The sequence below is a fragment of the Halomonas sp. GFAJ-1 genome (assembly GCF_000236625.2).
GTDB lineage: Bacteria > Pseudomonadota > Gammaproteobacteria > Pseudomonadales > Halomonadaceae > Vreelandella.
Genome location: NZ_AHBC01000061.1, coordinates 1 through 24,575 on the forward strand (window position 1 = coordinate 1; position 24,575 = coordinate 24,575).

The 24,575-nt window shown below is 55.3% G+C and carries 24 protein-coding genes; 16 read left to right on the forward strand and 8 right to left on the reverse strand.

Annotated features, from left to right (window positions below; all coding sequences use genetic code 11):
* From mutM to ald, 4 genes are all read left to right on the forward strand, one after another.
* The coding region (gene mutM / locus MOY_RS15665; RefSeq protein WP_050949585.1) for a bifunctional DNA-formamidopyrimidine glycosylase/DNA-(apurinic or apyrimidinic site) lyase at positions 1-720 on the forward strand (720 nt) is incomplete at its 5' end.
* Positions 721-795: 75 nt separating this feature from the next.
* Positions 796-1,986, forward strand: a complete 1,191-nt coding sequence (locus MOY_RS15670; RefSeq protein WP_009101701.1) for a class I SAM-dependent rRNA methyltransferase — start codon at positions 796-798, stop codon at positions 1,984-1,986.
* A gap of 48 nt (positions 1,987-2,034) precedes the next feature.
* Complete coding sequence (locus MOY_RS15675; protein WP_009101703.1) at positions 2,035-2,481, forward strand: acyl-CoA thioesterase; 447 nt, start codon at positions 2,035-2,037, stop codon at positions 2,479-2,481.
* A 195-nt stretch (positions 2,482-2,676) separates the two neighbouring features.
* On the forward strand, positions 2,677-3,798 hold the full coding sequence (ald, locus tag MOY_RS15680) for an alanine dehydrogenase (protein ID WP_009101705.1): 1,122 nt from the start codon (positions 2,677-2,679) through the stop codon (positions 3,796-3,798).
* A 64-nt stretch (positions 3,799-3,862) separates the two neighbouring features.
* On the opposite strand, the gene MOY_RS15685 is transcribed toward ald, so the two are convergent.
* Entirely contained in the window at positions 3,863-4,111 is a 249-nt protein-coding gene (locus MOY_RS15685; RefSeq protein WP_009101706.1) for a SlyX family protein, read from the reverse strand.
* A 110-nt stretch (positions 4,112-4,221) separates the two neighbouring features.
* Between MOY_RS15685 and MOY_RS17735 the strand changes: the two genes are divergently transcribed.
* A complete protein-coding gene (locus tag MOY_RS17735; RefSeq protein ID WP_009101708.1) occupies positions 4,222-4,755 on the forward strand; it encodes a cold-shock protein in 534 nt (177 codons plus the stop codon).
* Positions 4,756-4,809: 54 nt separating this feature from the next.
* Here the strand turns inward: MOY_RS17735 and MOY_RS15695 are convergent, their stop codons facing one another.
* The 7 genes from MOY_RS15695 to map form a co-directional block, all read right to left on the reverse strand.
* Positions 4,810-5,199, reverse strand: coding sequence for a hypothetical protein (locus tag MOY_RS15695; RefSeq protein WP_009101709.1), 390 nt, complete (start codon positions 5,197-5,199; stop codon positions 4,810-4,812).
* Positions 5,196-6,368 carry a succinyl-diaminopimelate desuccinylase gene (dapE, locus tag MOY_RS15700; RefSeq protein WP_009101711.1) on the reverse strand — a complete coding sequence of 391 codons (1,173 nt, stop codon included), beginning with the start codon at positions 6,366-6,368 and terminating at the stop codon, positions 5,196-5,198. The genes MOY_RS15695 and dapE overlap by 4 nt, the downstream gene beginning before the upstream one ends.
* Complete coding sequence (dapD, locus tag MOY_RS15705) at positions 6,355-7,380, reverse strand: 2,3,4,5-tetrahydropyridine-2,6-dicarboxylate N-succinyltransferase (protein ID WP_009101713.1); 1,026 nt, start codon at positions 7,378-7,380, stop codon at positions 6,355-6,357. The genes dapE and dapD overlap by 14 nt, the downstream gene beginning before the upstream one ends.
* A 70-nt stretch (positions 7,381-7,450) precedes the next feature.
* Positions 7,451-7,792: a Spx/MgsR family RNA polymerase-binding regulatory protein gene (locus MOY_RS15710; RefSeq protein WP_009101716.1), complete on the reverse strand. Its 342-nt coding sequence runs from the start codon at positions 7,790-7,792 to the stop codon at positions 7,451-7,453.
* Between the two features lie 8 nt (positions 7,793-7,800).
* Positions 7,801-8,997, reverse strand: a complete 1,197-nt coding sequence (gene dapC, locus MOY_RS15715) for a succinyldiaminopimelate transaminase (RefSeq protein WP_009101718.1) — start codon at positions 8,995-8,997, stop codon at positions 7,801-7,803.
* Positions 8,998-9,087: 90 nt separating this feature from the next.
* The gene (locus tag MOY_RS15720) at positions 9,088-11,763 is read right to left on the reverse strand and encodes a [protein-PII] uridylyltransferase (RefSeq protein WP_009101720.1); all 2,676 of its coding nucleotides are present in this window, start codon (positions 11,761-11,763) and stop codon (positions 9,088-9,090) included.
* Positions 11,763-12,554, reverse strand: coding sequence for a type I methionyl aminopeptidase (map, locus tag MOY_RS15725; protein ID WP_009101722.1), 792 nt, complete (start codon positions 12,552-12,554; stop codon positions 11,763-11,765). The genes MOY_RS15720 and map overlap by 1 nt, the downstream gene beginning before the upstream one ends.
* Positions 12,555-12,904: 350 nt before the next feature.
* On the opposite strand from map, the gene rpsB reads away from it, so the two are divergent.
* The 11 genes from rpsB to lpxD all read left to right on the forward strand — a co-directional run bounded on the left by rpsB (position 12,905) and on the right by lpxD (position 24,548).
* Positions 12,905-13,657, forward strand: a complete 753-nt coding sequence (gene rpsB, locus MOY_RS15730; RefSeq protein WP_009101724.1) for a 30S ribosomal protein S2 — start codon at positions 12,905-12,907, stop codon at positions 13,655-13,657.
* Positions 13,658-13,875: 218 nt separating this feature from the next.
* Positions 13,876-14,745, forward strand: coding sequence for a translation elongation factor Ts (gene tsf / locus MOY_RS15735; RefSeq protein ID WP_009101726.1), 870 nt, complete (start codon positions 13,876-13,878; stop codon positions 14,743-14,745).
* 119 nt (positions 14,746-14,864) lie between these two features.
* Positions 14,865-15,635, forward strand: coding sequence for a UMP kinase (gene pyrH / locus MOY_RS15740; RefSeq protein WP_009101728.1), 771 nt, complete (start codon positions 14,865-14,867; stop codon positions 15,633-15,635).
* A gap of 4 nt (positions 15,636-15,639) precedes the next feature.
* A complete protein-coding gene (frr, locus tag MOY_RS15745) occupies positions 15,640-16,197 on the forward strand; it encodes a ribosome recycling factor (RefSeq protein ID WP_009101730.1) in 558 nt (185 codons plus the stop codon).
* 91 nt (positions 16,198-16,288) lie between these two features.
* Positions 16,289-17,074: a polyprenyl diphosphate synthase gene (uppS, locus tag MOY_RS15750; RefSeq protein WP_009101732.1), complete on the forward strand. Its 786-nt coding sequence runs from the start codon at positions 16,289-16,291 to the stop codon at positions 17,072-17,074.
* The gene (locus MOY_RS15755) at positions 17,067-17,888 is read left to right on the forward strand and encodes a phosphatidate cytidylyltransferase (RefSeq protein ID WP_009101734.1); all 822 of its coding nucleotides are present in this window, start codon (positions 17,067-17,069) and stop codon (positions 17,886-17,888) included. The genes uppS and MOY_RS15755 overlap by 8 nt, the downstream gene beginning before the upstream one ends.
* The gene (gene ispC / locus MOY_RS15760) at positions 17,885-19,072 is read left to right on the forward strand and encodes a 1-deoxy-D-xylulose-5-phosphate reductoisomerase (RefSeq protein ID WP_009101736.1); all 1,188 of its coding nucleotides are present in this window, start codon (positions 17,885-17,887) and stop codon (positions 19,070-19,072) included. Before MOY_RS15755 ends, ispC begins: the two co-directional genes overlap by 4 nt.
* A gap of 58 nt (positions 19,073-19,130) precedes the next feature.
* A complete protein-coding gene (rseP, locus tag MOY_RS15765) occupies positions 19,131-20,489 on the forward strand; it encodes an RIP metalloprotease RseP (protein WP_009101738.1) in 1,359 nt (452 codons plus the stop codon).
* A gap of 100 nt (positions 20,490-20,589) precedes the next feature.
* Positions 20,590-22,941, forward strand: a complete 2,352-nt coding sequence (gene bamA / locus MOY_RS15770) for an outer membrane protein assembly factor BamA (RefSeq protein ID WP_443134868.1) — start codon at positions 20,590-20,592, stop codon at positions 22,939-22,941.
* Between the two features lie 16 nt (positions 22,942-22,957).
* The gene (locus MOY_RS15775; RefSeq protein ID WP_009101742.1) at positions 22,958-23,458 is read left to right on the forward strand and encodes an OmpH family outer membrane protein; all 501 of its coding nucleotides are present in this window, start codon (positions 22,958-22,960) and stop codon (positions 23,456-23,458) included.
* Between the two features lie 52 nt (positions 23,459-23,510).
* Positions 23,511-24,548 (forward strand): UDP-3-O-(3-hydroxymyristoyl)glucosamine N-acyltransferase, encoded by a 1,038-nt coding sequence (gene lpxD, locus MOY_RS15780; protein WP_009101744.1) that lies wholly within the window; start codon positions 23,511-23,513, stop codon positions 24,546-24,548.
* The last annotated feature ends 27 nt before the right edge of the window (positions 24,549-24,575 follow it).

Sequence of the window (24,575 nt, forward strand, 5' to 3'; positions counted from 1 at the left end):
GTGCCTGATGATCTTGTTGAGCGACTGGTAGGGGCGCGGGTTGGTGTGTTAAAACGCCGGGCCAAGTACTTACAAATCCCCTTGGTAGTGCCTGAAGGGGGTGCCACGCTATTGTGGCACCTAGGCATGTCGGGCAGCTTGCGCATCGCTCGCGTGGGGGATTTGCCGAAAAAACATGATCATGTGGACGTGGTGACTACCTCGGGTTACGTGCTGCGTTATCACGACCCACGCCGCTTTGGTTTTGTTGATTGGCAGCAGGGTGATGGCAGCCTAGATAAACGCTTGGCGCACCTTGGGCCAGAGCCGTTAGGCGACGCGTTTAACGGCCGCTGGTTGTATAACGCGTCACGTAATAAGCGCGTTGCGGTGAAGCCCTTTTTGATGGATAACCGCGTGGTGGTTGGCGCGGGTAATATCTATGCAGCCGAGGCACTGTTTATGGCGGGCATTGACCCGCGTCGCGCGGCAGGGCGTATCTCCCTAGCGCGTTATCAGGCGCTTGCTACTGCGGTTAAAGACGTATTAGCGGCGGCGATTACCCAGGGCGGCACCACACTGCGTGATTTTGTTAGCGGCCAGGGTGAGCCGGGCTACTTTGCCCAGCAACTCAATGTGTACGGGCGTCATGGGCAGCCCTGCCTACGCTGTGGCACGGAGCTTAGACGCATTACCCTTGGTCAGCGCGCTAGTGTGTTTTGTCCCGGCTGTCAGCGTTAACGACCGCTTTTTTTACTGTTTGTCTGTGCTTTCAGAGTCTATGTGCTTTGTGAGATTGCTCTTTTGGAGATTGTTGTGACTCAACGCCTGCGCCTGAACAAAGATGCCGACCGCCGCCTAAAAGCGGGCCATCTATGGATCTACTCTAACGAAGTAGATATTAAAGAGACGCCGCTGAAAAATTTTGCCGCAGGTGAGCCTGCACTCATTGAAGCATCGAACGGTAAAACCCTTGGGGTGGCCTACGTTAATCCGCACTCGCTCATCTGTGCGCGGGTGATGTCTCGCGACCCGGAAATGCGTTTAGACCGTTCGTTGTTTATACACCGCTTTAACCAAGCGTTGGCCCTACGCCAACGCCTGTTTGATAAGCCGTTTTACCGTTTGATTCACGGTGAAGGTGATCTGCTACCGGGCTTGGTGATTGACCGTTTTGGCGATGTGGTCGTGGTGCAACTTAATACAGCGGGTATGCAGGCACTGGCGGAAGATATTGTCGACGCCCTGGAAAAAGTTATTAAGCCCAGTGCCATTGTCTTCCGTAATGATACGGGCGGCCGTCGTCAGGAAGGCCTGGAAGCTCACGTTGACGTTGTGAAAGGCACACTGCCCGATGAAGTGCTGCTAGAAGAGAACGGTGTGCAGTTTGCCGTGCCGGTGCTTAACGGCCAAAAAACCGGCTGGTTCTTCGACCACCGGGTTAATCGTGCGTGGCTGAATGGCCATGTGGCAGGCAAGCGCGTGCTGGATGTATTTAGTTACGTGGGCGGTTGGGGAGTACAGGCGGCAGTTAGCGGTGCATCGGAGGTGCTGTGCGTCGACTCCTCTGCCTCAGCGCTTGATCAAGTGGCGCGTAACGCCGAGCTAAACGGTGTTCAGGAGCAGGTCGCGGTGGGTGCGGGCGATGCGTTTGAGGCCCTAGCGGCGCTGAAAGCCGACGGCGAACAGTTCGACGTGGTGATTCTTGATCCGCCTGCGTTTATCAAAAAACGCAAAGACATTCCCAATGGTGAGCGCGCGTATGCCCGCTTAAACCGTGAAGCGATGCGCTTATTGGGTCGCGATGGCTTGTTACTTTCAGCCTCGTGCTCCATGCACCTCGCGCCTGAGCGCTTGGTTGACGTAGTGCGCGGTGCGGTGCGTCACCAAGATCGTCACGGCCAGGTGATTTTCCAGGGCCACCAGGGGCCTGACCATCCGGTGCACCCGGCTATTCCTGAAACCTCGTATCTAAAAGCGTTAGGCGTGCGAGTGTTTCGTGATTAAACCTGTCAGCAGGCGGCCAATGTAGGGCGATAAGGCAAGGAGGAGACAATGGAGTGGGCGCTGCCGGATCCTTTTGTGATCGATATCCACGTGACCCAAGAGGCGATCGACGCCTACCAGCATGTCAATAACGGCGAGTATTTACGCTGGGTTGAACAAGTCAGCTGGGCCCACTCCGAGGCGTTGGGGCTTTCTCTTGAGCGTTATCGTGCGCTTGACCGAGCGATGGTCGTGCATCGCCATGAGCTGGACTACCTGGCGCCTGCCTTCATGGGCGATGCGCTCAAGCTTGCGACATGGATTGTGGCGTGCGATGGGCGATTTAGCCTAACGCGCCGCTTTCAGTTAAAGCGTGTGGATGATGAAAAAACGCTACTAAACGCGCGCACCCGGTTTGCCTGTGTTGCACTTTCGAGCGGCCGCCCTAAGCGGCTGCCAGAAGAGTACCTGCACTGCTATGGCGGCGCAGTGGTAGCAGAGTCGTGTCGCGATTAGGCGATGATTTTTTTGCTTAGAGCCGTTAGTCACTATATTTTCCTTCTATAAAGCGCCTTAACCGGCGTTTTTTTTGTTTTTCTGTGCTGGGGTGGTGGTTAACGCAATCAGTGCGGTAACTTTCCTATCAGCGTCTATTTATCGTTTATTGCGGACGCTCCTTATTTTGATCTTCTGCTGAAAAGGAAAACGCCCATGAAAATCGCCGTACCAAAAGAGATTAAAAACCATGAATATCGCGTAGCACTAACGCCTACTGGGGCGCGCGAGCTAGCCGAGCATGGGCATACGGTGTTGGTTCAAGCCGCTGCAGGAGAGGGCGCAGGATTTAGCGACAGCGACTATGAAGCCGCTGGTGCCCAGATAGAAGCGGATGTAGAAGTGCTATGGCAAAGTGCCGAGCTGATTTTAAAGGTTAAAGAACCGCAGGCCGAAGAGGTGGCGCGGCTAACACCTAATCACACCCTGTTTACCTACCTGCACTTAGCCGCTGAAAAGTCGCTGACCCATGGCCTGGTGGAGAGCGGCGCTACCTGTATTGCCTATGAAACAATTACCGATGCTAAAGGTGGCCTGCCGCTGCTGGCGCCGATGAGCACCGTAGCGGGCCGTATGGCGGTGCAGGCGGGGGCGCATAGCCTGGAGAAGGCGCAGGGCGGCTCTGGTGTGCTGCTGCCAGGAGTGCCAGGTGTGGCGCCAGGCAGCGTCACAGTAATTGGCGGCGGCGTGGTGGGCGAGAACACAGCGCGCATGGCGCTTGGCTTAGGAGCCGATGTCACGATTCTCGATAAATCGATTGCTCGGCTGGAAGTGTTAGACGACCGCTACCAGGGGAGAATTAAGACCGTCTACTCTACGGCGGATGCGCTGGATCATGCGGTAAAAACAGCCGATATGATTGTAGGGGCCGTTCTAATACCGGGTGCGGCGGCTCCCAAGCTGATTACCCGCGCAATGCTGGCGGATATGAAGCCGGGCAGCGTGCTAGTCGATGTTGCGATCGATCAGGGAGGCTGTTTTGAAACCAGCAGGCCCACCACTCACGCTGAGCCAACCTACATGGTGGATGGCATTGTTCACTACTGTGTGGCCAATATGCCGGGCGCAGTGGCGCGTACATCCACCTTGGGGCTAACGAATGCCACACTTCCCTTTGTGCTGGCGCTAGCAAATAAAGGGTGGCAGCAAGCGCTTAAGGATGACGCCCATTTCTTGCCGGGGCTTAACGTGCACAATGGCAATATCACCTATGAAGCGGTGGCAGAGGCCTTCGGTCTGGAAAGCGTCAGCCCTGCCGATGTGTTAAACAACGTTTAAAACTAAACCAACGGCAACGACCTGCGAGCTTGGATGCTCGTCAGTGAGTATTAGCCAGTGAGTATTAGTAGTGGGGCGGTATTTCGTCTTCTGGGCGAGAGGAGCCTTGGGAGTCGCTTGCTTGTAGCGCCTGATGCTGCTCGCGAAGGCGTTCGCGCATTAGGGCGCTTAGCTGTTCCAGTTTTTCTAAACGGCGCTCTTGCTGGGCAACCGCTTGGTCAAGAGTGTCCAGCCAATGCTCTTGATACGCTAAGCGACTCTCTAAAGATTCAAAACGTTGAGTTAGCTCAGCGGGCGATAAGTCGTTTGTCATGATAACATCGTTACCTTGTGTAGTATGCTCGGTACTGTTAGGAATGGGCCTTGTAGTCCGAGTATTGTCCTTCGTCTGTTACCCATACAACAAGAGAGCTTTTATTATCTATGAATCCAAAAGTTGTTTTTCGCTGTTTCTTCATCAGTGTCTTACTTGCCGCCCCCACGCCGCTGCTGCTGGCGGGGATTGTTCATTTAACGGATGCGTTGCTGGCTGAGCAGTTGTTAGCGGCGGGTATTAATGGTGCTTATATTGCCGTCGCGTTGGGTTGTTTTGCCGTGCTGTTTATCGGTACTTTAGCCGCTGCTGCCCTGGCGCCGCCTATGGTGGTAAAAGCAGATATAGCCCGTGCACAGCCCGCACCCCGCCAGCCCCAGGCGGCGCCTATGGTGGAAGATGATGAGGAAGAGGAAGATATCATCGACCCCAATGATGGCCGCGAAGAGGGAGAGGTGAAGTGGTTTAATACCAATAAAGGATACGGCTTTATTACTCGCGATAACGGTGAAGATGTGTTTGTTCACTTTCGCGCGATTCGTGGCCGTGGCCCACGCATGCTGGCCGAGGGTCAGATTGTTCGCTATCACGTGATTAAGAATGAACGCGGCTTACAAGCCGACGATGTAAGTATTATTGAGTAATTTTTCAGGCAGTTGCTGAAATAGCAAACCCCCGCGCATGCGGGGGTTTTGCGTTTAACGACCCGAATCTGGCCACTCAATGGCTTTTTCTTGCCCCCCTGGCAACACTTGCCAGAAGCGGTCAGGGTCATCGCCTGGGTGCCAACCACCTAGCGAGCAGCGTACCTCAATTTGTAGCGCTTCGGCGGCGTGCTGGGCGCACTCTTGATCGGTATGCCACGGCGTGTGGTGGCTATCAAACCACAGGCTGGCAAAACCGTCGGCGGCGCGGTCTACTAACAGCACCGGCACTGCCTCCCCTTCATGCTGACCACGGGTGTTCCACTTGCCTTTACCTGCGGGGCTAAGTGGCGGGGCGTTCAGCGCATCCTGCAGCCATGCATTAATATCATCCAGGGCGACCTGTGCAAGGTACACCTCAATATCTGGAAACCGCTCCATCATACGCTTACCTCGTTGGTCGTTAGCAGCGCTTGAAGAGTGGCCTCGTAGATGCGGCTTAGCGTATCTAGGTCGCTGGCGAGCACGCGCTCATTGGCTTTATGAATCGTGTCGTTGAGCGGGCCGAGCTCGACGACCTGGGCGCCAAGGGTGGCGATAAAGCGGCCATCGGAGGTGCCACCGCTGGTAGAGAGCTTAGGGCGTTCGCCGGTGACAGCTTCTACTCCGCGAATCGCGGCATCCACCAGCTTGCCTTCGGCGGTTAAAAACGGCTCGCCGTTGAGTGTCCAGTCGATGTGATACTCAAGGCCATGCTGATCCAAAATCGCTTCAGTGCGAGCGCGTAGCATTTCGTGGGTGACTTCGGTGGAGTAGCGGAAGTTGAAGACTACTTCGACGTCGCCCGGGATCACATTAGTCGCCCCGGTACCTGCCCGGAAGTTAGAAATTTGAAAGCTGGTAGCGGGGAAGAAGTCGTTGCCCGCATCCCAGTGCTCATTTGTTAGAGCATCCAGAGCTGGCATCGCTTGATGAATCGGGTTGCGCGCCAAGTGTGGATAAGCCACGTGGCCCTGCACACCTTTAACATGTAGGACGCCACCCAGCGACCCACGGCGACCGTTCTTAATGACATCCCCTAAGCGGGCCGTGGAAGAGGGCTCGCCGACGATGCAGTAATCCAGGCGCTCATTGCGTTCGCGCAGATGTTCCACCACCGCACGGGTGCCATCGACAGCGGGGCCTTCTTCGTCGGAGGTAATTAAAAACGCAATGCGGCCATCGTGGTCGGGGTGGGCGGTGACGAAACGCTCAACGGCGGTCAGCATAGCCGCTAAACTGCCTTTCATATCGGCCGCTCCGCGCCCACACAGCATGCCGTGGTCATCAATGCAGGGTGAGAAGGGCGGAAACTCCCAGCTGGTATGCGGCCCGCTAGGCACTACATCGGTGTGGCCAGCAAACGCAAGCACTGGGCCGTGGTGGCCGCGTACCGCCCAGAAATTCTTCACATCGCCAAAGGGAAGCTGCTCAACATGAAAGCCGAGCGCCGTTAAGCGCTCGATCATTATGTCCTGGCAGCCTTCGTCGTCTGGCGTGACTGATGCACGGCCGAGTAAATCAAACGCCAGCTTCAGCGTAGGCGACAGCGCGTCAGGCTCAGTTATGGGCATGCAGTGCCTCGTTCAGCGCGATGGCGCTTTTATTGGTCAGGCACTCGATGCGACCGTTTTGCGAGTTACGACGTAGCAGCAGATCATCCTGGTTCGCCAGCTCGCGGGCGGCCACGGTCTTTACTTCCTGGCCCTGGTCGTCCAACAGGGTGACTTTTGACCCAGCCGTGATGTAAAGGCCTGCTTCGATGGTGCAGCGGTCGCCCAGCGGAATGCCAATACCGGCATTGGCGCCAATGAGGCAGCCTTCGCCGACTTTAATGATGATATTGCCACCGCCAGAAAGCGTGCCCATGGTCGAGCAGCCCCCGCCGAGATCAGAGCCTTTGCCGACCATGACACCCGCCGAGATGCGCCCTTCAATCATGCCGGGGCCTTCGGTGCCTGCGTTGAAGTTGACGAAGCCTTCGTGCATGACGGTGGTGCCTTCACCCAGGTAGGCGCCCAAACGTACGCGTGAGGTGTCGCCAATGCGAATGCCGGTGGGCACGACGTAGTCGGTCATTTTGGGGAATTTATCAACGCAGTCTACTGACAGCACACGGCCAGCCAAACGTGCTTTTAGGCGGCGGGCGGGCAGCTCTTCGATGTCGATTGCGCCTTCGTTTGTCCAGGCAATGTTACGTAACAGGCCGAACATGCCGGTCAGATCCAGCCCGTGAGGCTTCACTAAACGGTGGGAAAGCAGGTGGAGTTTGAGGTATACCTCAGGGGCGGTTTGCGGCGCTTGGTCGGTCTCCAGGAACATGGCCACCAGCGGGCGGTGGCTCGCTGCCAGTGATTCGGCAAGCTCTGCTTGCTCCGGGTGGCCAGCGGCTTCCAGCGCCTTGGCCAAGCGCGTGCAATCTTCCGGTAAGAAGCTGACCGGTGCATTTCCCGTAGGCGCATCCAGCGTTTCTTTAGCGGCGGCTACTAAGCTTTCTGCGGGGTTAAGCAGCGGAGCCGGGTAGTAAATTTCCAGCCAGTCGCCCTGGGTATTTTGAGTGCCAATTCCAAGCGCAAAGCTCAGCATAACGCGTCATCCTTTAAGTGTTTAAGAGCGTGAAAAGTGTGAAGAGAGTGGGAGGGTGTGCGTCAGGGCGCTAGCCTAATTTATCGTAGTCGCCTTCACGGTAGCCTATCAAAATAGTGCCATCGTCCAGCTCCAGCAGCGGTCGTTTGAGCAGGGTGGGGTGCTGGAGCAGCAGCTGACGAGCCGAATTCGCGTCGTAATCTTTCTCTTCATCCGAAAGTTCGCGCCACGTTTTGCTGCGTTTGTTGATCACCTCGACTAGGGGGACGCGATGTAAAATATGTTCTAGTAGTGCAGCAGAAAGACCGTCTTTGCGCAGATCGTGGGTTTTATAAAGCAGTGCTTTGTCATCCAGTGCTTTGCGTGCCTTGCGGCAAGTATCGCAGTTGCTAATCATGTAGAGCGTCAGCATGCAGCCTCCTAGCTGAGTTCGATCAATTGACGTAGGCGCTTGGCCGCTTCTAACGTTGGCTCAAGTTCTGCCACTAGCGCTAAGCGTAGCCGACCGGCACCGGGGTTATGACTGTTCTGCCCCGGGCGGCCCATCAAGCTGCCGGGCAGTACGCTCACATGCTGTTCGCTGAACAGCCGCTGGGTAAAGGCGATATCGTCACCGCCGGGCACTGCAGGCCAGAGGTAGAAGCTCGCTTCCGGAATGGGGAAATCCATCACTGGAGCAAGTACCTCCGTTACCGCACTGAATTTTTCACGGTAGGCATCGCGGTTGGCACGCACGTGGGTTTCGTCCTGCCAAGCGGCAATGGAGGCATGCTGCAGCGGCAGCGACATGGCGCAGCCGTGATAAGTGCGGTAACGCTTAAACGGGGCTAGTAGGTCCGCATCCCCCGCCACAAAACCAGAGCGCAGTCCCGGCAGGTTGGAGCGCTTAGAGAGCGAATGGAAGACTACACAGCGGCGGTAGTCATCGCGGCCTAGCTCGGCGCAAGCCTGCAGAAGCCCCGGAGGCGGCGTGTTTTCGTCCAGGTAGAGCTCGGAGTAGCACTCGTCAGAGGCGATGATAAAGTCGTGTTCGTCTGCCAGGGCAATTAGCTGCTTAAACTCGTCAAGCGGCGTTACCGCGCCGGTGGGGTTGCCCGGCGAACAGATAAACACGATTTGCACATCACGCCAGGTCGCGGCATCAACCGCTGAAAAATCCGGGCGAAAGTCGTTTTCGGCGGTGCAGTCTAAGTAGAGTGGCTGCCCGCCCGCTAGCAGGGTGGCGCCTTCGTAAATTTGATAAAACGGATTAGGCACGGCTACGTTGGCAGGGCGGCTGCGATCGAGAGCTGCCTGCACGAAAGCAAAAATCGCCTCTCTCGTGCCGTTCACCGGCAGCACCTGGCGTTCGGCATCAAGCTCGGTTAAGCCAAAGCGCTGGGTGGCCCAAGCGGCAATGGTCTCGCGTAGCGCCGGCAGGCCGTTGGTGGCTGGGTAACGGGCCATTTCCAACTGGTGGGCCACCAGGGCTTCAAGCGCTGCTGGGTAAGGGGCGTGCTGAGGCTCACCGATGGTGAGGGGGATGTGCTCCAGTCCCGCCGGTGGCGTCAGCGCCGCTTTAAGGGCGGCCAGCTTCTCAAACGGATAGGGATGTAGAGCGTTTAAGTCAGGGTTCATAGCGTGTCCGTTGATGGCTGGCGGGCGTAGGCTGTCGATTATAGGCAAGCCCCGGTGTAGGCTCAAACCTAACCGGGGTTGCAAAAAATATTAAACCCCTAATACCTCAATCAAGCGCTCGCGCAGCTGCTGCTGGCGCTCTGGATCGGTGAGTGGCTCACCCGCTTTATTGGTAATAAAGAATACGTCCTCTACCCGCTCGCCAAGGGTGGCAATTTTGGCAGCGGAGAGGGCGATATCCTGCTCCATGAAAATTCGCCCAACCCGGGCAAGCAGGCCGGGGCGGTCGGGCGCGGTTAGCTCTAAAAGCGTGCGCTCGTTGGCTGGGTCCTGCTCAATTAACACTTCGGTAGGCACCTTGAAGTGTTTCAGCTGGCGAGGCGTGTGACGGGAGACAATGTCTGGGTAGTCGTCTGGATCGTCCAGCTCTTCCACCAAGTGCTGGCGCATCTCTTCAATACGCTCAAGATCACGAATAGGCTGGCCAACGTTATCAAGCACGATAAACGTATTTAGCGTCCAGTTATTGTGGGACGTGGCAATGCGGGCATCGTGAATCGACAGCCCCAGCTGCTCCATGGCCGCCGCGGTGGCGGCAAAAAGGTCGTCTACCGAGCGTGTATGGATAAATACTTTGGTGCCGCCTTCCGCCATATCAGCGGTGGGTGCGCTGATCAGCACCAGGGGCAGCGGTGAGGGCTGATGAGCAAGAATGCCCTGGGTTTGCCAAACGATTTCGCTAGGTGCGTACTGTAGGAAATAGTCTTCGCCCAGGGATTCCCAGAGCTGGTCGATCTGGTGGCTATCCACCCCAATGGTTTGCAATAAAGAGCGGGCTTCGGTGCGGGTTTCCCGTACCCAGTCATCCCTGTCAGGCGGGTTATTTAACCCGCGCCGTAATGCCCGCTTGGTTTCGGCGTGGAGCTGGCGGAGCAGTGAGGCACGCCAGCCGTTCCATAGCGTGGGGTTGGTGGCGTTGATGTCGGCTACGGTGAGCACATAGAGATAGTCTAGGCGGGTTTCATCGCGAACCACCAGGGCAAAGTCGCGGATCACATCAGGGTCGCTGATATCGCGCTTTTGGGCGGTCATGGACATTAATAAGTGGTGCTCTACCAGCCAGCTCACCAAATTGGTGTCGCGCTGGGAAACGTGGTGACGTTTGCAAAAGTGCTCAACATCACGCGCACCAATCTCAGAGTGGTCGCCGCCGCGGCCTTTGCCAATATCGTGAAACAGCCCGGCAATCCAGAGTAAGTCCAGCTTGGGCAGTTGGTGGATCAGCGTGGCGGCCACAGGAAAGTCGCCTTTGGCATCGGGCTTACGGAAGCCGTGTAGAAATTTCAACAAGCGCAGGGTGTGGGCATCCACCGTGTAGATATGAAATAGGTCGTGCTGCATTAGCCCTACGGCGCGGCCAAACTCTGGCAGGTATTTACCGAGAATGCCGTAGCGGTTCATACGCCGCAGTTGGCGGGGAACGTTACCCGGTGCGCGAATAATGGCCATAAACAGCCGCTGGTGGCGCGGGTCTTCCCGGTAGTGATCGTCAATTTGGTGACGGTGGTCGCGAATTAAGCGAATGGTGTCCGCACGCACGCCCTCTATCTCAGGGTGTTTCGCCATCAGTAAAAACAGCTCTAGCATCGCTGCCGGGCGCTCGCGGAAGAGGCTGCGCGAACGCACCTGAATGTAGCCGCCTTTCATTTCAAAGCGCTCGTTGAGCTTCACCGTTTCCAGTGATTCTTTGCCGCGTAGAATAACTTCATCAAAGTGCTGCAGCAGCATGTCATTAAGCCCTGCTAGGGCCGTCACATGCCGGTAGTAGCGCTTCATAAATTGTTCGACCGCTAGGCGCTCAGGCGTGTCTTTGAAACCGAACATTTCAGCAATGGTGCGCTGATGGTCAAACAGTAGCCGGTCTTCGGCGCGGCCTGTCAGCATGTGGAGGGCATAACGCACCTGCCACAAAAAGGCTTGGCCCTGGCTTAGAATGCGAAGTTCGGCATCGTTCATAAAGCCATTGGCGACGATGTCCGTGTACTGTTCGGTGCCAAAGTGGCGCTTGGCCACCCAGCCGATCATTTGAATATCACGCAGCCCGCCGGGTGAGCTTTTAAGGTTGGGTTCTAAGTGATACTCAGAGTTGTTATAGCGGTAGTGGCGGGTAATTTGCTCTTGCCACTTGGCCTCGAAAAAACGATTGGCAGGCCAAAGGTTGTCAGCGTTAAGCCGCTCGCGCATCTGCTCTCGTAGCCACTCGGGGCCAGCAATCAGCCGTGACTCTAGAAGATTGGTGATCACCGTGACATCCGCTTCGGCTTCACGCACGCAGTCATTGAGAGAGCGCACGCTGTGGCCAATCTCCAGGCCGATGTCCCATAAAAAAGTGATAAAAGCGGTCAGCGACTCCCGGTAGGGGATGTCGTCGTCGCGCTCTAGTAGAAACAGTAAATCAATATCAGAGTGGGGGTGCAGCTCGCCGCGGCCATAGCCGCCCACTGCTACCAGGGCGACGCTATCATCAGGCCAGGTGTGCTGTGCCCAGGCAATGGCCAGCAGCTGATCAAGATACCACGCCCGGCCGCGTACAAGATTGCGAATGTCGGCGCCGGCACGGAACTGTTCATCTAGCCTGGCCTGCAGCTCCCGCAGCGCCGCCTTGAATGGCGCGACGGGGGAGCGTGCTCCTGCAAGCTCGGTGCGAAAAGCGTCAAGGTCATACAGTGCGGTGTCCGGCTCGAACCGGTAGTGGTGGAGTAGCATCAGCGATTCAGAAAGCTAAAGTCTTCGTCGCTGCGTGCGGTTAGCACGTCAACGCCGGACTCGGTGACCAGCAGGGTGTGTTCCCACTGGGCTGACAGGCTGCGGTCTTTGGTGACAGCGGTCCAGCCATCGCGCAGAACCTTGGTTTTGTAGCCGCCGACGTTAATCATCGGTTCAATGGTAAAGCACATGCCTGCTTCCAGCGCGATATCCGCGTCCGGTGCATAACCATCGTAGTGTAAGAACTGCGGGTCTTCATGGAAGTCAGCGCCGATGCCGTGGCCACAGAAATCGCGCACCACGGAGTAGCCGTGGTCTTCGGCATGCTTTTGAATTACACGAGCAAGTTCTGATAAGCGAACGCCGGGTTTAATGAGTTCGATGCTTTTATATAAACACTCCTGAGTGATCCGGCACAGGCGCTCGCCCTGGATTGTTTCGCCGATCACGAACATCACGCTGGAGTCGCCATGATAGCCGTCGGCGGTTTTGACCGTAATGTCCAGGTTCATGATGTCGCCGTTCTTAAGCTTTTTGGCATCATCGGGAATGCCATGGCATACCACGTGGTTAATCGAGGTGCAGGTGGCTTTAGGAAAACCGTGGTAATTAAGCGGCGCTGGGGTAGAGCCCAGCTCGTTGACAATATATGCGTGACACAGACGGTCAATTTCACCCGTGCTGATACCCGCTTTTATATGCGGAGTGATCATTTCAATGGCGCTGGCGGCTTGGCGCCCGGCCTCGCGCATTTTCTCGATTTCAGAAGGCGACTTAATAGGAACGTTCATGAATTCTCGATGTGGGCTCGTAAGTAAGTGGTAGACAGCAAGTGATAAACGGCAAAAGCGAGCGGCGAAGTAAAGCCGTTACATGGACTGTGACTTCATCTTGGCAATGATCTATGGTATAAAGCCGCGCGCTTTCCTGCAATCGCCATCCCATGCTTCTTGGCTGGCAGGGTGATCGATGGAAGGCAATTTGATAGCAGCAAGGATACCCCTGCGCTGCTTAACAGCAAGCCTTGAAAACACACATGCACCGGCACATGGTCCCGGGTGCCGCTGGCGACGTTTAACGACGCCTTTGGTCGGATCCATGGGGTGCGTGGAGGCCTAACCCGAGTTTCAGGAGTTTTACCATGTCTCACGTTAATATGCGTGACCTGCTGAAAGCAGGCGCTCACTTCGGTCACCAGACCAAGTACTGGAATCCGAAGATGGGTAAATTCATCTTCGGCGCGCGCAACAAGATTCACATCATCAACCTTGAGCACACTCTGCCTGCACTGAACGAAGCGGTCGATGTGATTGAGAAGATGGCGGCATCCAACAACAAAATTTTGTTTGTTGGCACCAAGCGCAGCGCTAGCAAGATCATCAAAGAAGAAGCGAATCGCGTTGGCCAGCCGTTCGTCAACCATCGCTGGTTGGGCGGCATGCTGACCAACTTTAAGACTATTCGTCAGTCCATCAAGCGTCTGCGTGAGCTAGAAGTTATGCGCGAAGACGGTACGTTCGATAAGCTGACCAAGAAAGAAGTTCTGATGGCAACGCGCGAGCAAGATAAACTTGAGCGTTCTATCGGTGGTATCAAGAACATGGGCGGCCTGCCGGACGCACTGTTCGTTATCGACGTCGACCACGAGCGCATCGCGATCAACGAAGCCAACAAGCTGGGCATCCCGGTTATTGGTGTGGTAGATACCAACTCCAACCCAGATGGCGTTGATTACGTGATCCCGGGTAACGATGACTCCATCCGCGCTATTCAGATCTACGTGAAAGCAATTGCTGACGCCTGTAACCGCGCGAAAGAAGGTCGTCCGGACGAGTTCGTCGAAGTAGCTGAAGAAGAAGCCGCTTCCGCCGATACTAACGCTGCTGCCGAGTAAGAAAGGTAGTAGGTGCGGCGGGCAGTGAGGCCGCATCGCGTTAAGAGGGGGCCTTATGCCCCCTTTTTCCCGCTTTGGGTACGCTCAAGCGGGCCGAACACGCCGGTTACGCAACGCCGGCAAGCGCACTGCACAGTAAGTCGCGGTGGTCATCAACCGAGCTTATACTTTGTGGCGCGTTTAACTCTCAGCTAGAACCATTTCCGAGGTGAATTCTCATGGCAGCTATCAGCGCCTCCCAGGTTAAGGAACTGCGCGAACGTACCGGTCTTGGCATGATGGAGTGTAAAAAAGCACTCACTGAAACCAACGGTGATATCGAAGTCGCAATCGAGAATCTACGTAAAAGCTCTGGTCTTAAAGCCGCTAAGAAAGCGGGCCGCACCGCAGCAGAAGGCGCGGTGGTTACCCGTGTCGCCGAAGACGGCAGCTACGGCGTGATGGTTGAAATCAACTCCGAGACCGACTTCGTTGCTCGTGACGACAACTTCATCGCGTTCACCAACAAGATCGCTGATGCATTCTTTGCGGCGAAAAACGAAGATGTTGCAGCGGTCATGGCAGGCGACCTTGAGTCTGCTCGCGAGCAGCTCGTTCAGAAGATTGGCGAGAACATCGGCGTACGTCGTGCCGTTGTCGTGGATGCCGTTGAAGGTGGTCTGGTGGGCGAATACGTTCACGGCGGCCGCATTGGTGTTCTGACCGTGCTGAAAGGCGGCACCAGCGAAGCCGCTAAAGACGTCGCTATGCACGTGGCCGCGATTAACCCGTCAGTCGCTCATCCTGAAGATATGCCCCAGGAAGAGTTGGACAAAGAGAAAGCGATCATCATGGCCCAGCCAGATATGGCCGGTAAGCCAGAGCAGATCGCTGAGAAGATGGTGGGTGGTCGTCTGAAGAAGTACCTGGCTGAAAACAGCCTGACCGAGCAGCCGTTCGTTAAAGATCCGAACCAGTCCGTGGCTGAGTTTGTGAAAGCGGCCGGTGGTGAAGTCGTTGGCTTTACCCGCTTTGAAGTGGGTGAAGGCATCGAGAAAGAAGAAGTCGACTTTGCTAAAGAAGTCATGGAACAGGCTGGCCGTCGCTAAGGTCAGAGGTTCTAGTAAAAAGATGGCGTGCGCGGGAGCGCACGCCTTCGTGTATCCGGCCCCTACTAAATTGGGCTGCCCCGCCCACCGGTGCCTAGTTCTGCCTCAGGAGAGATGCCATGTCACATGATATTCAAGAGTCTACCCCCGCTGCTGCCTCTAAAATTGATAAGTCGAAGTCAAAGTACAAGCGTATTTTGCTGAAGCTTTCAGGCGAAGCACTGATGGGTGAGCACGAGTTTGGTATCGATCCGAAAGTGTTGGATCGCATGGCGCTTGAGATTGGCCAGTTGGTAGGTATTGGTGTTCAGGTGGGGATCGTAATTGGGGGTGGTAACCTGTTCCGTGGCGCAGCGCTGAATGAAGCGGGCATGGATCGGGTGACGGGTGACCATATGGGAATGCTGGCAACGGTAATGAATGCCCTCGCCATGCGCGATGCCCTGGAGCGTTCTAATATTCGTTCGCGGGTAATGTCAGCGATTCCCATGAGCGGTGTGGTGGAGCATTACGACCGCCGTACCGCCATCCGTTATTTAACGTCTGGCGACGTGGTGCTGTTCTCGGCAGGCACTGGCAACCCTTTCTTCACCACCGACTCGGCTGCTTGCTTACGCGGTATCGAAGTAGACGTCGATGTGGTTATCAAGGCCACGAAGGTAGACGGCGTGTACAATAAGGACCCGGTGAAGTATCCCGACGCTATAAAATATGACCAGCTTTCCTATGATGATGCGCTAGAGCAGAAGCTGGGTGTAATGGATTTGACCGCGATCTGCCTGGTACGTGACCATAATATGCCGGTGCGGGTATTTGATATGAACAAGCCTGGCGCTCTGCTGAATTTGGTAGTAGGGGGCAAGGAAGGCACGCTGATAGACAGAGGGTAACAACGTGATCAACGACATTAAGAAAGATGCAGATTCCCGCATGAAAAAAAGTGTTGAAGCGCTTAATGGCAACTTCAACAAAATTCGTACGGGGCGTGCTCATCCCAGCATTCTAGACGCCGTTAGCGTCGAATATTACGGTAGCCAAGTGCCGTTAAGCCAAGTGGCTTCCGTTAACGTGGAAGACGCGCGGACGCTGGCAGTAGTTCCCTGGGAGCAGGGCATGGTGCCTAAAATTGAGAAGGCTATTATGACCTCTGACCTGGGGCTTAATCCTTCAAGTGCCGGTACCGTTATTCGCGTGCCGATGCCGATGCTGACTGAAGAGACGCGCAAAGGCTATATCAAGCAAGCCCGCAGCGAAGCGGAACACGCCCGCGTGGCGGTGCGCAACGTGCGCCGCGATGCCAACGGCGATTTCAAATCTTTGCTCAAGGATAAAGAAATCACCGAAGACGATCAGCGCCAGGGCGAAGATGAAATACAGAAGTTGACCGACAAGTACATCGCCGAGATCGACAAGGCACTTGCCGCAAAAGAACAAGATCTCATGCAGGTATAATTACCTGTGTTCATTTAGCCGCGGGCAGCCAAGTGCTGCCCGCTGGGCCAGCGCTTGGCTTACTTATGACTGATCTTTGGTGAGAGAATCCATGACGTCACCGCAGCTTCCTGAAAAGCAGCCGGGCGGCGCAACGCCTTCTCACTCCGAGGAGGCATTGCCGCTGCACGTTGCTATCATTATGGATGGCAACAACCGCTGGGCGCGAGCTCGTGGGCTTTCTGGTGTGCGCGGCCATCGCGCGGGGGTTGAAACCGTTAGAGCGGTGATCCAGCGCGCAGCCGAGCGTGGTGTGAAAACCTTAAGCTTGTTCGCATTTTCCAGCGAAAATTGGAAGCGTCCTGCGAATGAGGTCAATGCACTTATGGAGCTTTTTTTAATGGCGCTTAAGCGCGAGGTTAAAAAGCTCAACGAGCGTAATGTTCGCCTTTCCATTATTGGCGAACAACGTGGCTTCTCCCATGCTATTCAAAAGCATATCCAGCGCGCTGAAGCGCTTACCGCTGCAAATACGGGAATGCATCTGGTGATTGCGGCCAACTATGGTGGCCAGTGGGATATTGCACGCGCTGCCAGGCAGTTGGCTGAGGAGGTTGCCGCTGGGGAACTGGCGGCAGCTGATATCGATGAAGCGCGCCTCGATGTTGCGATGAACACCCACCAGGTACCCCCGGTGGATTTGTGTATTCGTACCAGTGGCGAGCAGCGGCTTTCCAACTTTATGCTGTGGCAGCTGGCTTATGCTGAGCTGTATTTTTCCCCTCTGTTGTGGCCTGACTTTGACGCAGCGGCGTTTGATACGGCGCTGGATGATTTTTGCCAGCGCCGCCGCCGCTTTGGTATGACTGATGAACAAATAGAGGCGCAAGGTGCTTAAACAGCGGATTATCACTGCAGCCTGGTTGGCTCCCCTAACGCTGATCGGCCTATTCGGACTTCAAGGCGGCGCCTTTGCGCTATTTACAGCATGCATTGTATTGCTGGGTGCGTGGGAGTGGACAAACCTAGCTGGCATTACCCGCCAACGCTCGCGTTTGCAGTGTGTCGCGGGGCTGGCGCTGCTCATGGTTATCATGTGGCTGAGCGGCGCAGTATTAGCCGTTTGGCCATTATGGATTGCCGCAATTGGGTGGCTGCTCAATCTTTATTGGGTTACCCGCTATCCAGAAGTAGGGCACCAGTGGCAGGCCACTTCACGTCGCTTGTTGATGGGGCTCTGGGTGCTGCTGCCGTGCTGGGTTGGCTTCAATGTTCTCCGTGATAGCGGGGCAGTGTGGCTACTGTTTGTACTGCTGTTAGTGTGGTGCGCGGATATTGGCGCCTACTTTTCCGGTCGCCGCTGGGGCAAGCGCAAGCTGGCACCGAGGGTGAGCCCAGGCAAATCCTGGGAGGGGGTTGTGGGCGGACTGGTTGCCACTTCGCTGTTAGCCATAGGGTTTGCAATTTGGCAGGCACTGGGCGTTTCCGTTGGGTTAACGCTGATAATCATTACCGCACTGGTGACACTGGTCTCGGTGCTGGGTGATTTGCTGGAAAGCATGCTGAAGCGCTATCGCAATATTAAAGACTCTAGCCAGTTATTGCCCGGCCATGGTGGCGTGCTGGATCGCATTGATAGCTTAACGGCGGCTATCCCAATCTTTGCGCTGTTCTACCTGCAGGTACTTCACCTACAGGTGAGTGCATTATGAGTCCGCCGCCCCTTCAGCACGTAACGGTGCTTGGCTCTACCGGCTCAATTGGCAATAGTACGCTTAATGTGATTGCCCGCCACCCTGACCGCTACCGGGTATATGCGTTAACGGCCCATACTTCGAAAGAGGCCTTGCTAGATCAGTGCAAAACGCACCAGCCTAGCGTGGCGGTACTTAACGACCCGATTGACGCGCAGTGGCTGCGTGATGCGTTAGTTGAGGCAGGTATCTCTACTCAGGTGCAGGCGGGGCCAGAGGCGCTGTGCGACGTAGCCCGTGAGGCTCAAGTCGATACGGTGATGGCGGCTATCGTCGGTGCTGCAGGGTTACTGCCCGCGCTGGCAGCGGCTGAATCGGGTAAACGTGTACTGCTCGCCAATAAAGAAGCGCTGGTAATGAGCGGAGCGCTGTTTATGGATGCCGTGGCGCGTTCCGGTGCAACGCTCTTGCCGATTGATTCAGAACATAATGCTATCTATCAGTGTCTACCAGCTCAGCACCGAGGTGGCCTTGCGCGTCACGGTGTCCGGCAACTGCTTTTGACTGCCTCTGGTGGCCCATTTCGTACTTGGCGCCCGGAAGACATTGCCAAAGTGACGCCCGAGCAAGCCTGCGCTCACCCTAACTGGTCGATGGGGCGTAAAATTTCGGTGGATAGTGCCACCCTGATGAATAAGGGACTAGAGCTGATAGAGGCATGTTGGCTGTTCGATGCTACCCCTGAACAAATTCAAGTGGTCGTGCATCCCCAGAGCGTGATCCACTCCATGGCGGCTTACGATGACGGCTCGGTTATTGCGCAATTGGGCAACCCTGATATGCGTACGCCGATTGCTTATGGGTTGGCATGGCCTGAGAGAATTGATGCAGGCGTTGAGACATTAGATCTTTTTCAGGTTGCCAGGCTCGACTTTGAAGCGCCGGATGAAACGCGCTTTCCGTGCCTGCGTCTAGCCCGGGAGGCGATGGTAAAAGGCGGGGCAGCACCGGCAATTCTCAACGCTGCTAATGAGGTCGCAGTAGACGCCTTTTTGGAAGGGCGGCTTGGTTTTAGCGCTATTGCAGAGGTGGTTGCTAAGGTCATGAGCCAGCCTTTTGAAGGTAACGCTGATTCGCTTGAACAAGTTTTAGCCGCGGATAAGTGGGCTCGTGAACAGGCGGCATTGAAAATACCGCGATAAAACATGCAGGGCGCGTAGGTTTCAGCCATTCGCTGAGCAGCGTGTAAAGGAGCGAAGTGTGGGCCTGATACAAAATATTTTAGCGGTAATCGTGGTGCTTGGGTTGCTGGTGACCTTCCACGAATTCGGCCATTTCTGGGTCGCGCGACGCTGTGGAGTCAAGGTGCTGCGTTTTTCAGTCGGCTTTGGCAAGCCGCTGTGGTCGACCGTAGACCGGCATGGCACCGAGTTCGCTGTGGCGGCAATACCGCTAGGCGGCTACGTAAAAATGCTTGACGAGCGTGAAGCGCCCGTGCCGGATGAGCAGCTTGATCAGGCGTTTAACCGCAAAAATGTTTGGCAGCGAATCGCCATTGTTGCCGCTGGCCCCCTGGCTAATTTTTTACTGGCTATCGTCGCCTACTGGGCGTTGTTTGTAGCAGGCACTACAACGGTAATGCCTATCGTAGGTGAAGTTGAGCCAGATTCGCCTGCTGCCGAAGCAGGCCTTGCCCATGGCAGCGAAATTACCGCTATCCAGGGCGACGCGATGCGCTCCTGGGAAGAGATAAACCTTAAGCTGGTTTCCATTATTGGCTTTAGCGGGGAGGTGACCGTTGAAGCATTGCCCGAGGGGTCGAACACTCCTCGGGTATACCAGCTGCCGGTCAATAATTATCTGGTTCGCCAGGACCCACCACAGCCGCTGCAAAGCTTAGGCATTACCCCGTGGCGCCCTGATTTGCCAGCTGTACTGGGTCAAGTGGTAGATGGCCAAGCTGCCGCTCAGGCAGGGCTTCAGCCGGGTGATCGCATTCTTTCATTAAACGGTGAGGCGGTGAGCGACTGGATGCAGTTTGTCGCCATGATCCGTGATAGCGCAGGCCAAACCTTAGACGTTAGCTATCAGCGTGGCGAAGAGCAGGGTACGCTGTCGCTCACGCCTGGCAGTAATACCGTCGAGGGGGGGCGAGAAATTGGCTACATTGGTGCCGGTGTACAGCAGGTCTCCTGGCCTGACGAGCTGCAGCGAGAAATTCGATATGGGCCAGTAGAGGCTGTTGGACAAGCGTTATCTCGCACCGGTGAAATGACGCTACTCACGGTCGATGCGATTCGCAAAATGTTGGTGGGACTGATTTCACCCTCTAATTTATCTGGGCCTATCACGATTGCGCAAATTTCTGGCGACTCTGCCCGTGCAGGGATGGAAGCCTTTGTTGGCTTTCTAGCGTATCTTTCCATTAGTCTGGCGGTGCTCAATTTACTGCCTATCCCTGTGCTCGATGGTGGGCACCTGCTTTATTATTTTATAGAGGTCGTGCGTGGCCGGCCGGTCTCTGAACAAACTCAAGCGGTAGGGCTTCGCATCGGGCTTGCCATGGTAGGTACCCTCATGTTGATGGCTCTCTATTTTGATCTGATGCGCCTGTGGTAATGACGCGTGTAGCGCGCTGGATGCCTTGTCATCTGCCTGCACAAATGTATATGGTGCCTGTCTGGAACGACAGGCAGACCAACGCGAGCGAACTGACTGCATGAAAATCAAGACCCTTGGAATGGCGGCACTTTTGCTGGCAGGCGCCAGCAGCGCCCAAGCAGAATCCTTTGATGTTTCGGACATTCGTGTGGAAGGACTACAGCGGGTCTCCGCCGCCTCGGTCTTTAATGCGTTTCCTGTGAGTGCAAATGACCGCGTAAGTGAGCAGCAGCTATCTGCTGCCGCACGCGATCTGTTTGCAACGGGCCTGTTCGAGGATGTTTCCCTCGCACGAGAGGGCGATGTCCTCATTGTTCAGGTGGTCGAACGCCCCACGATTGCGCGGTTGAACATCAGTGGCAACCGGCAAATTTCTGAAGAGGATTTACGCAACGGGCTTCGCGAATCGGGTTTATCAGAAGGCCAGGTGCTGCAGCTTTCTACGTTGGAAGAGATTCAGCGTGAGCTGGAAGGCGTCTATCAATCTCAGGGGCGCTACAGTGCAGGCATCAATGTCGACGTTGATGAAATTGATGAGGGCCGAGTTCAGGTCAACATTAATATCAATGAAGGTGAAGTAGCGAAAATTCGTCAAATCAATATTGTTGGTAACGAAGACTTTGACGATGACACGCTACGCTCTGTGTTTGAACTCAATGACCGTCCAGGGCGAGTGTTTGGCTGGTTCTCTCGGGATGAGTACTCCCGAGAGGCGCTCTCCGGCGATATTGAGCGTCTGCGCTCTTTCTACTTGGATCGTGGTTACGTGAACTTTGATGTCACTTCTACCCAGGTTTCTATCGGTCCAGAGAAGTCTGAAATATTTATTACGCTCAATATTGATGAGGGTAGTCAGTATCGCGTGGGTGATATCCGTTTTGCTGGCGACCTACAGATTAGTGAAGATGAGGCCCGCCAACTGCTGGAAATTAGTAGTGGGGATACCTTCTCTCGTGGGCAGGTGAATGCCTCCACCGAAGCATTGCGTCAGCGCCTGGGTGCCGAAGGGTTTGCGTTTGCAGAGGTTCAGGGCGTGCCAGAAATGGCGGACGATGGTGAAACCGTTGATCTAGTGATTGCTGTTAACTCAGGGCAGCGTGCGTACGTGCGTCGTATTGAGTTTTTCGGTAATACCACGACTCAAGACGAGGTGCTGCGTCGTGAAATGATTCAGCTGGAAGGGGCGCCTGCGTCAACTGAGTCGATCACCCGGTCTCGTCAGCGGCTTGAGCGCCTTGGCTTCTTTAGCCAGGTTGAAGTCGATACTCAGCCTGTGCCAGGCCAGCCTGACCTGCTTGACGTTACCTACAACGTAGAAGAGCAGCCCTCTGGCTCGGTTTCTGCCAGCGTTGGCTTCTCGCAAAGCGCCGGGGTGATTTACGGCGTTGGGCTTGCTCAAAATAACTTCCTAGGTACGGGGAACCGCGTCAATATCGGCGCCCAGCGTAGCGATACGTTTACCAGCGTCAACTTCGCGTTTACGGATCCCTACTGGACACTAGACGGTATCTCTCGCGGCTATAACCTTTTCTACCGTGAGACTGACTACGCTGATTCGGACATATCAACGTTCTCAACAGACGCCTATGGTGCGGGGATTAATTTTGGCTACCCAATAAGCGAGCTTTCGCGGCTCAATTTCGGCGCCAGCATCGAAGATCTGACGGTGAGAACGTTTAACGACACGGCATCAGAAATTCGTCGCTACGTGGAAGACCAAGGCGCAGATGCGCAAAGCCTTAAATTAACGGCAAGCTGGACGCGCAATAATCTGAACCGAGGCATCATGCCTACGGCCGGTAATTACCAGCGGGTCTCCGCGGAAACCGGCGTGCCGGGCAGCGATGCAGAGTACTACAAGCTGCAAGCGCGTGGTCAGCAGCTATTCCCGATTAACGATGATCAAACCTGGGCGCTTAAATTTAGCGGTCACCTAGGCTATGCCGACACCCTTGGCAGCAACGACCCGTACCCCTTTTATGAGAACTTCTACGCAGGCGGCCTAGGCTCCGTGCGTGGCTTTACCTCAAACACGTTAGGCCAGCGTACAACGCCTGCGCGTGAAGGCGGTCGTGATCGTACAATGGGCGGTAATGTTTTGGTTCAGGGTAGCGCTGAAGTGCTCTTCCCTCTGCCATTTATTGAAAATCAGCGTTCACTGCAAACATCGCTGTTTGTGGATGCAGGTAACACATTCCTGACTTCCTGCTATGACGTGCTAGAAGAGGATGCCGCACGTCAACAGTGCAGTTCAGGCGTTGACCTTAACGATCTGCGCTACAGTGTGGGTATTGGTCTATCCTGGCTAACACCGGTAGGCCCGCTAACGTTCAGTATTGCCGAGCCGCTGAATGACGAAAGCGGTGATGACACTCAGTTCTTCCAGTTCTCGCTGGGTCAAACGTTCTAATCGAAGGAGCTATATGATGCGTAAATTGGCAGCAGCTGTGTGTCTATTTGGAGCGATGGTGCTACCCGCTCACGCCGCCGAGGTTGCAGTGCTCGATTGGCGCGCCGCGTTGATGAACACCCAATCAGCCCAGTCCTCGCTAAGCCAGCTAGAGCAACAAATTGGCGGCCAGCAGCGCGAAGCGCAGTCGCTAGGCAATGAACTTCAGCAACTGCAAGAGCGGCTGCAGCGCGAAGGCGAAACCATGTCGCAATCCCAGCGTGATTCGTTAATTGCCGAGCTGCAAGAGAAGGGCAGCCGTTTTGAACAACTGCGTCGTGAAGTGCTTCAAGCCCAGCAGCGCTCTGAACAGCAGTTTTTGGAAGGTGCAGAGTCTAAGCTTGAGCGCGCCGTTGAGCAGGTACTGCAACGCCACAATATTGATGTGTTAGTAGAGCCTCAAGGCGTATTGCACTCTGCGACAGACTTACCCAACGTGACCAATGAGGTCACACAGATTTTCGATTCGTTAAACTAATTTTATGAATGCTGGTGCGGGCTTGTTCGCACCATAGCTTTTCTGGGTTCCCATGACGCACGCTTCTCACCACCTCACCCTAGCCGATATCGCACGTCACCTGGAGGTTGATTTTCAGGGCGACGCAGACCAGCCTATTCGTGGTTTAGCAACGCTCAAGGAAGCGACATCCGATCAGGTCGCGTTTCTTGCCAATCGTGCGTATCTTAAAGACCTTGCCACGACTCGTGCCGCCGCGGTTTTGCTGCATCCTGAGCACGGCAGGCACTGCCCGGTTCCTCGCTTAGAGATGGAAAACCCGTACTTGGGTTATGCCAAGCTGTCTCAGCTGTTCGACCCGCTTCCTGCACGGGATGTACCCGGAATCCATCCTTCTGCAGTTGTCGCAGAAGGCATTACGCTAGGGAAAGATGTGTCGATTCAGGCCCATGCGGTGATTGAAGCTGGCGTAGTGCTAGGCGACCGTGTGGTGGTTGGGGCGGGCAGTGTGGTTGGTGCAGATAGTATCATTGGTGAAGGCACACGATTGCATCCCAATGTCACCGTGTGCCACGGTGTGGTTATTGGTAAGCGTGGCATTCTGCAAAGTGGCTGCGTCATTGGCGGTGATGGATTTGGTTTTGCTCATGACGGTGCAGGCTGGCATAAGATTGCTCAGTTGGGTGGTGTTGTGCTGGGTGACGATGTTGAAGTAGGTAGTTGCTCAAGCATTGATCGTGGTGCGCTTGGCGATACGGTGATTGGCAACGACGTAAAAATCGACAGCCAAGTACAGATCGCGCATAACGTCACCATTGGCGATCACAGCGCACTGGCCGGCTGCGTGGGTATTGCAGGTTCAACCAAAGTGGGTAAACACTGCATGTTAGGCGGTGGAGTAGGGCTTTCAGGGCATTTAACTATTTGCGATGGCGTGCAAGTCACTGGAATGAGCCTTGTTACTAATTCAATTCACGAGCCGGGTGTTTACTCCTCAGGCACGGGGGCGATGAGTAATGCGCAGTGGCGAAAAAATGCCGTGCGTTTTAAACAGCTCGATGATATTGCCAAGCGATTGTTGCGGATGGAAAAAAGTCAGCGTTCAGAATAGTGGTCGCTTGAATTTCTTAGGCAGTGG

What these genes read in the sequence shown, in the direction of transcription:
- MOY_RS15675 (WP_009101703.1), top strand. Translation starts at nt 2,035, where the DNA reads ATGGAGTGGGCGCTGCCGGATCCTTTTGTGATCGATATCCACGTGACC.
- ald (WP_009101705.1), top strand. Translation starts at nt 2,677, where the DNA reads ATGAAAATCGCCGTACCAAAAGAGATTAAAAACCATGAATATCGCGTA.
- MOY_RS15685 (WP_009101706.1), bottom strand. Translation starts at nt 4,111, where the DNA reads ATGACAAACGACTTATCGCCCGCTGAGCTAACTCAACGTTTTGAATCT.
- MOY_RS17735 (WP_009101708.1), top strand. Translation starts at nt 4,222, where the DNA reads ATGAATCCAAAAGTTGTTTTTCGCTGTTTCTTCATCAGTGTCTTACTT.
- MOY_RS15695 (WP_009101709.1), bottom strand. Translation starts at nt 5,199, where the DNA reads ATGATGGAGCGGTTTCCAGATATTGAGGTGTACCTTGCACAGGTCGCC.
- dapE (WP_009101711.1), bottom strand. Translation starts at nt 6,368, where the DNA reads ATGCCCATAACTGAGCCTGACGCGCTGTCGCCTACGCTGAAGCTGGCG.
- dapD (WP_009101713.1), bottom strand. Translation starts at nt 7,380, where the DNA reads ATGCTGAGCTTTGCGCTTGGAATTGGCACTCAAAATACCCAGGGCGAC.
- MOY_RS15710 (WP_009101716.1), bottom strand. Translation starts at nt 7,792, where the DNA reads ATGCTGACGCTCTACATGATTAGCAACTGCGATACTTGCCGCAAGGCA.
- dapC (WP_009101718.1), bottom strand. Translation starts at nt 8,997, where the DNA reads ATGAACCCTGACTTAAACGCTCTACATCCCTATCCGTTTGAGAAGCTG.
- MOY_RS15720 (WP_009101720.1), bottom strand. Translation starts at nt 11,763, where the DNA reads ATGCTACTCCACCACTACCGGTTCGAGCCGGACACCGCACTGTATGAC.
- map (WP_009101722.1), bottom strand. Translation starts at nt 12,554, where the DNA reads ATGAACGTTCCTATTAAGTCGCCTTCTGAAATCGAGAAAATGCGCGAG.
- rpsB (WP_009101724.1), top strand. Translation starts at nt 12,905, where the DNA reads ATGTCTCACGTTAATATGCGTGACCTGCTGAAAGCAGGCGCTCACTTC.
- tsf (WP_009101726.1), top strand. Translation starts at nt 13,876, where the DNA reads ATGGCAGCTATCAGCGCCTCCCAGGTTAAGGAACTGCGCGAACGTACC.
- pyrH (WP_009101728.1), top strand. Translation starts at nt 14,865, where the DNA reads ATGTCACATGATATTCAAGAGTCTACCCCCGCTGCTGCCTCTAAAATT.
- uppS (WP_009101732.1), top strand. Translation starts at nt 16,289, where the DNA reads ATGACGTCACCGCAGCTTCCTGAAAAGCAGCCGGGCGGCGCAACGCCT.
- ispC (WP_009101736.1), top strand. Translation starts at nt 17,885, where the DNA reads ATGAGTCCGCCGCCCCTTCAGCACGTAACGGTGCTTGGCTCTACCGGC.
- bamA (WP_443134868.1), top strand. Translation starts at nt 20,590, where the DNA reads ATGAAAATCAAGACCCTTGGAATGGCGGCACTTTTGCTGGCAGGCGCC.
- MOY_RS15775 (WP_009101742.1), top strand. Translation starts at nt 22,958, where the DNA reads ATGCGTAAATTGGCAGCAGCTGTGTGTCTATTTGGAGCGATGGTGCTA.
- lpxD (WP_009101744.1), top strand. Translation starts at nt 23,511, where the DNA reads ATGACGCACGCTTCTCACCACCTCACCCTAGCCGATATCGCACGTCAC.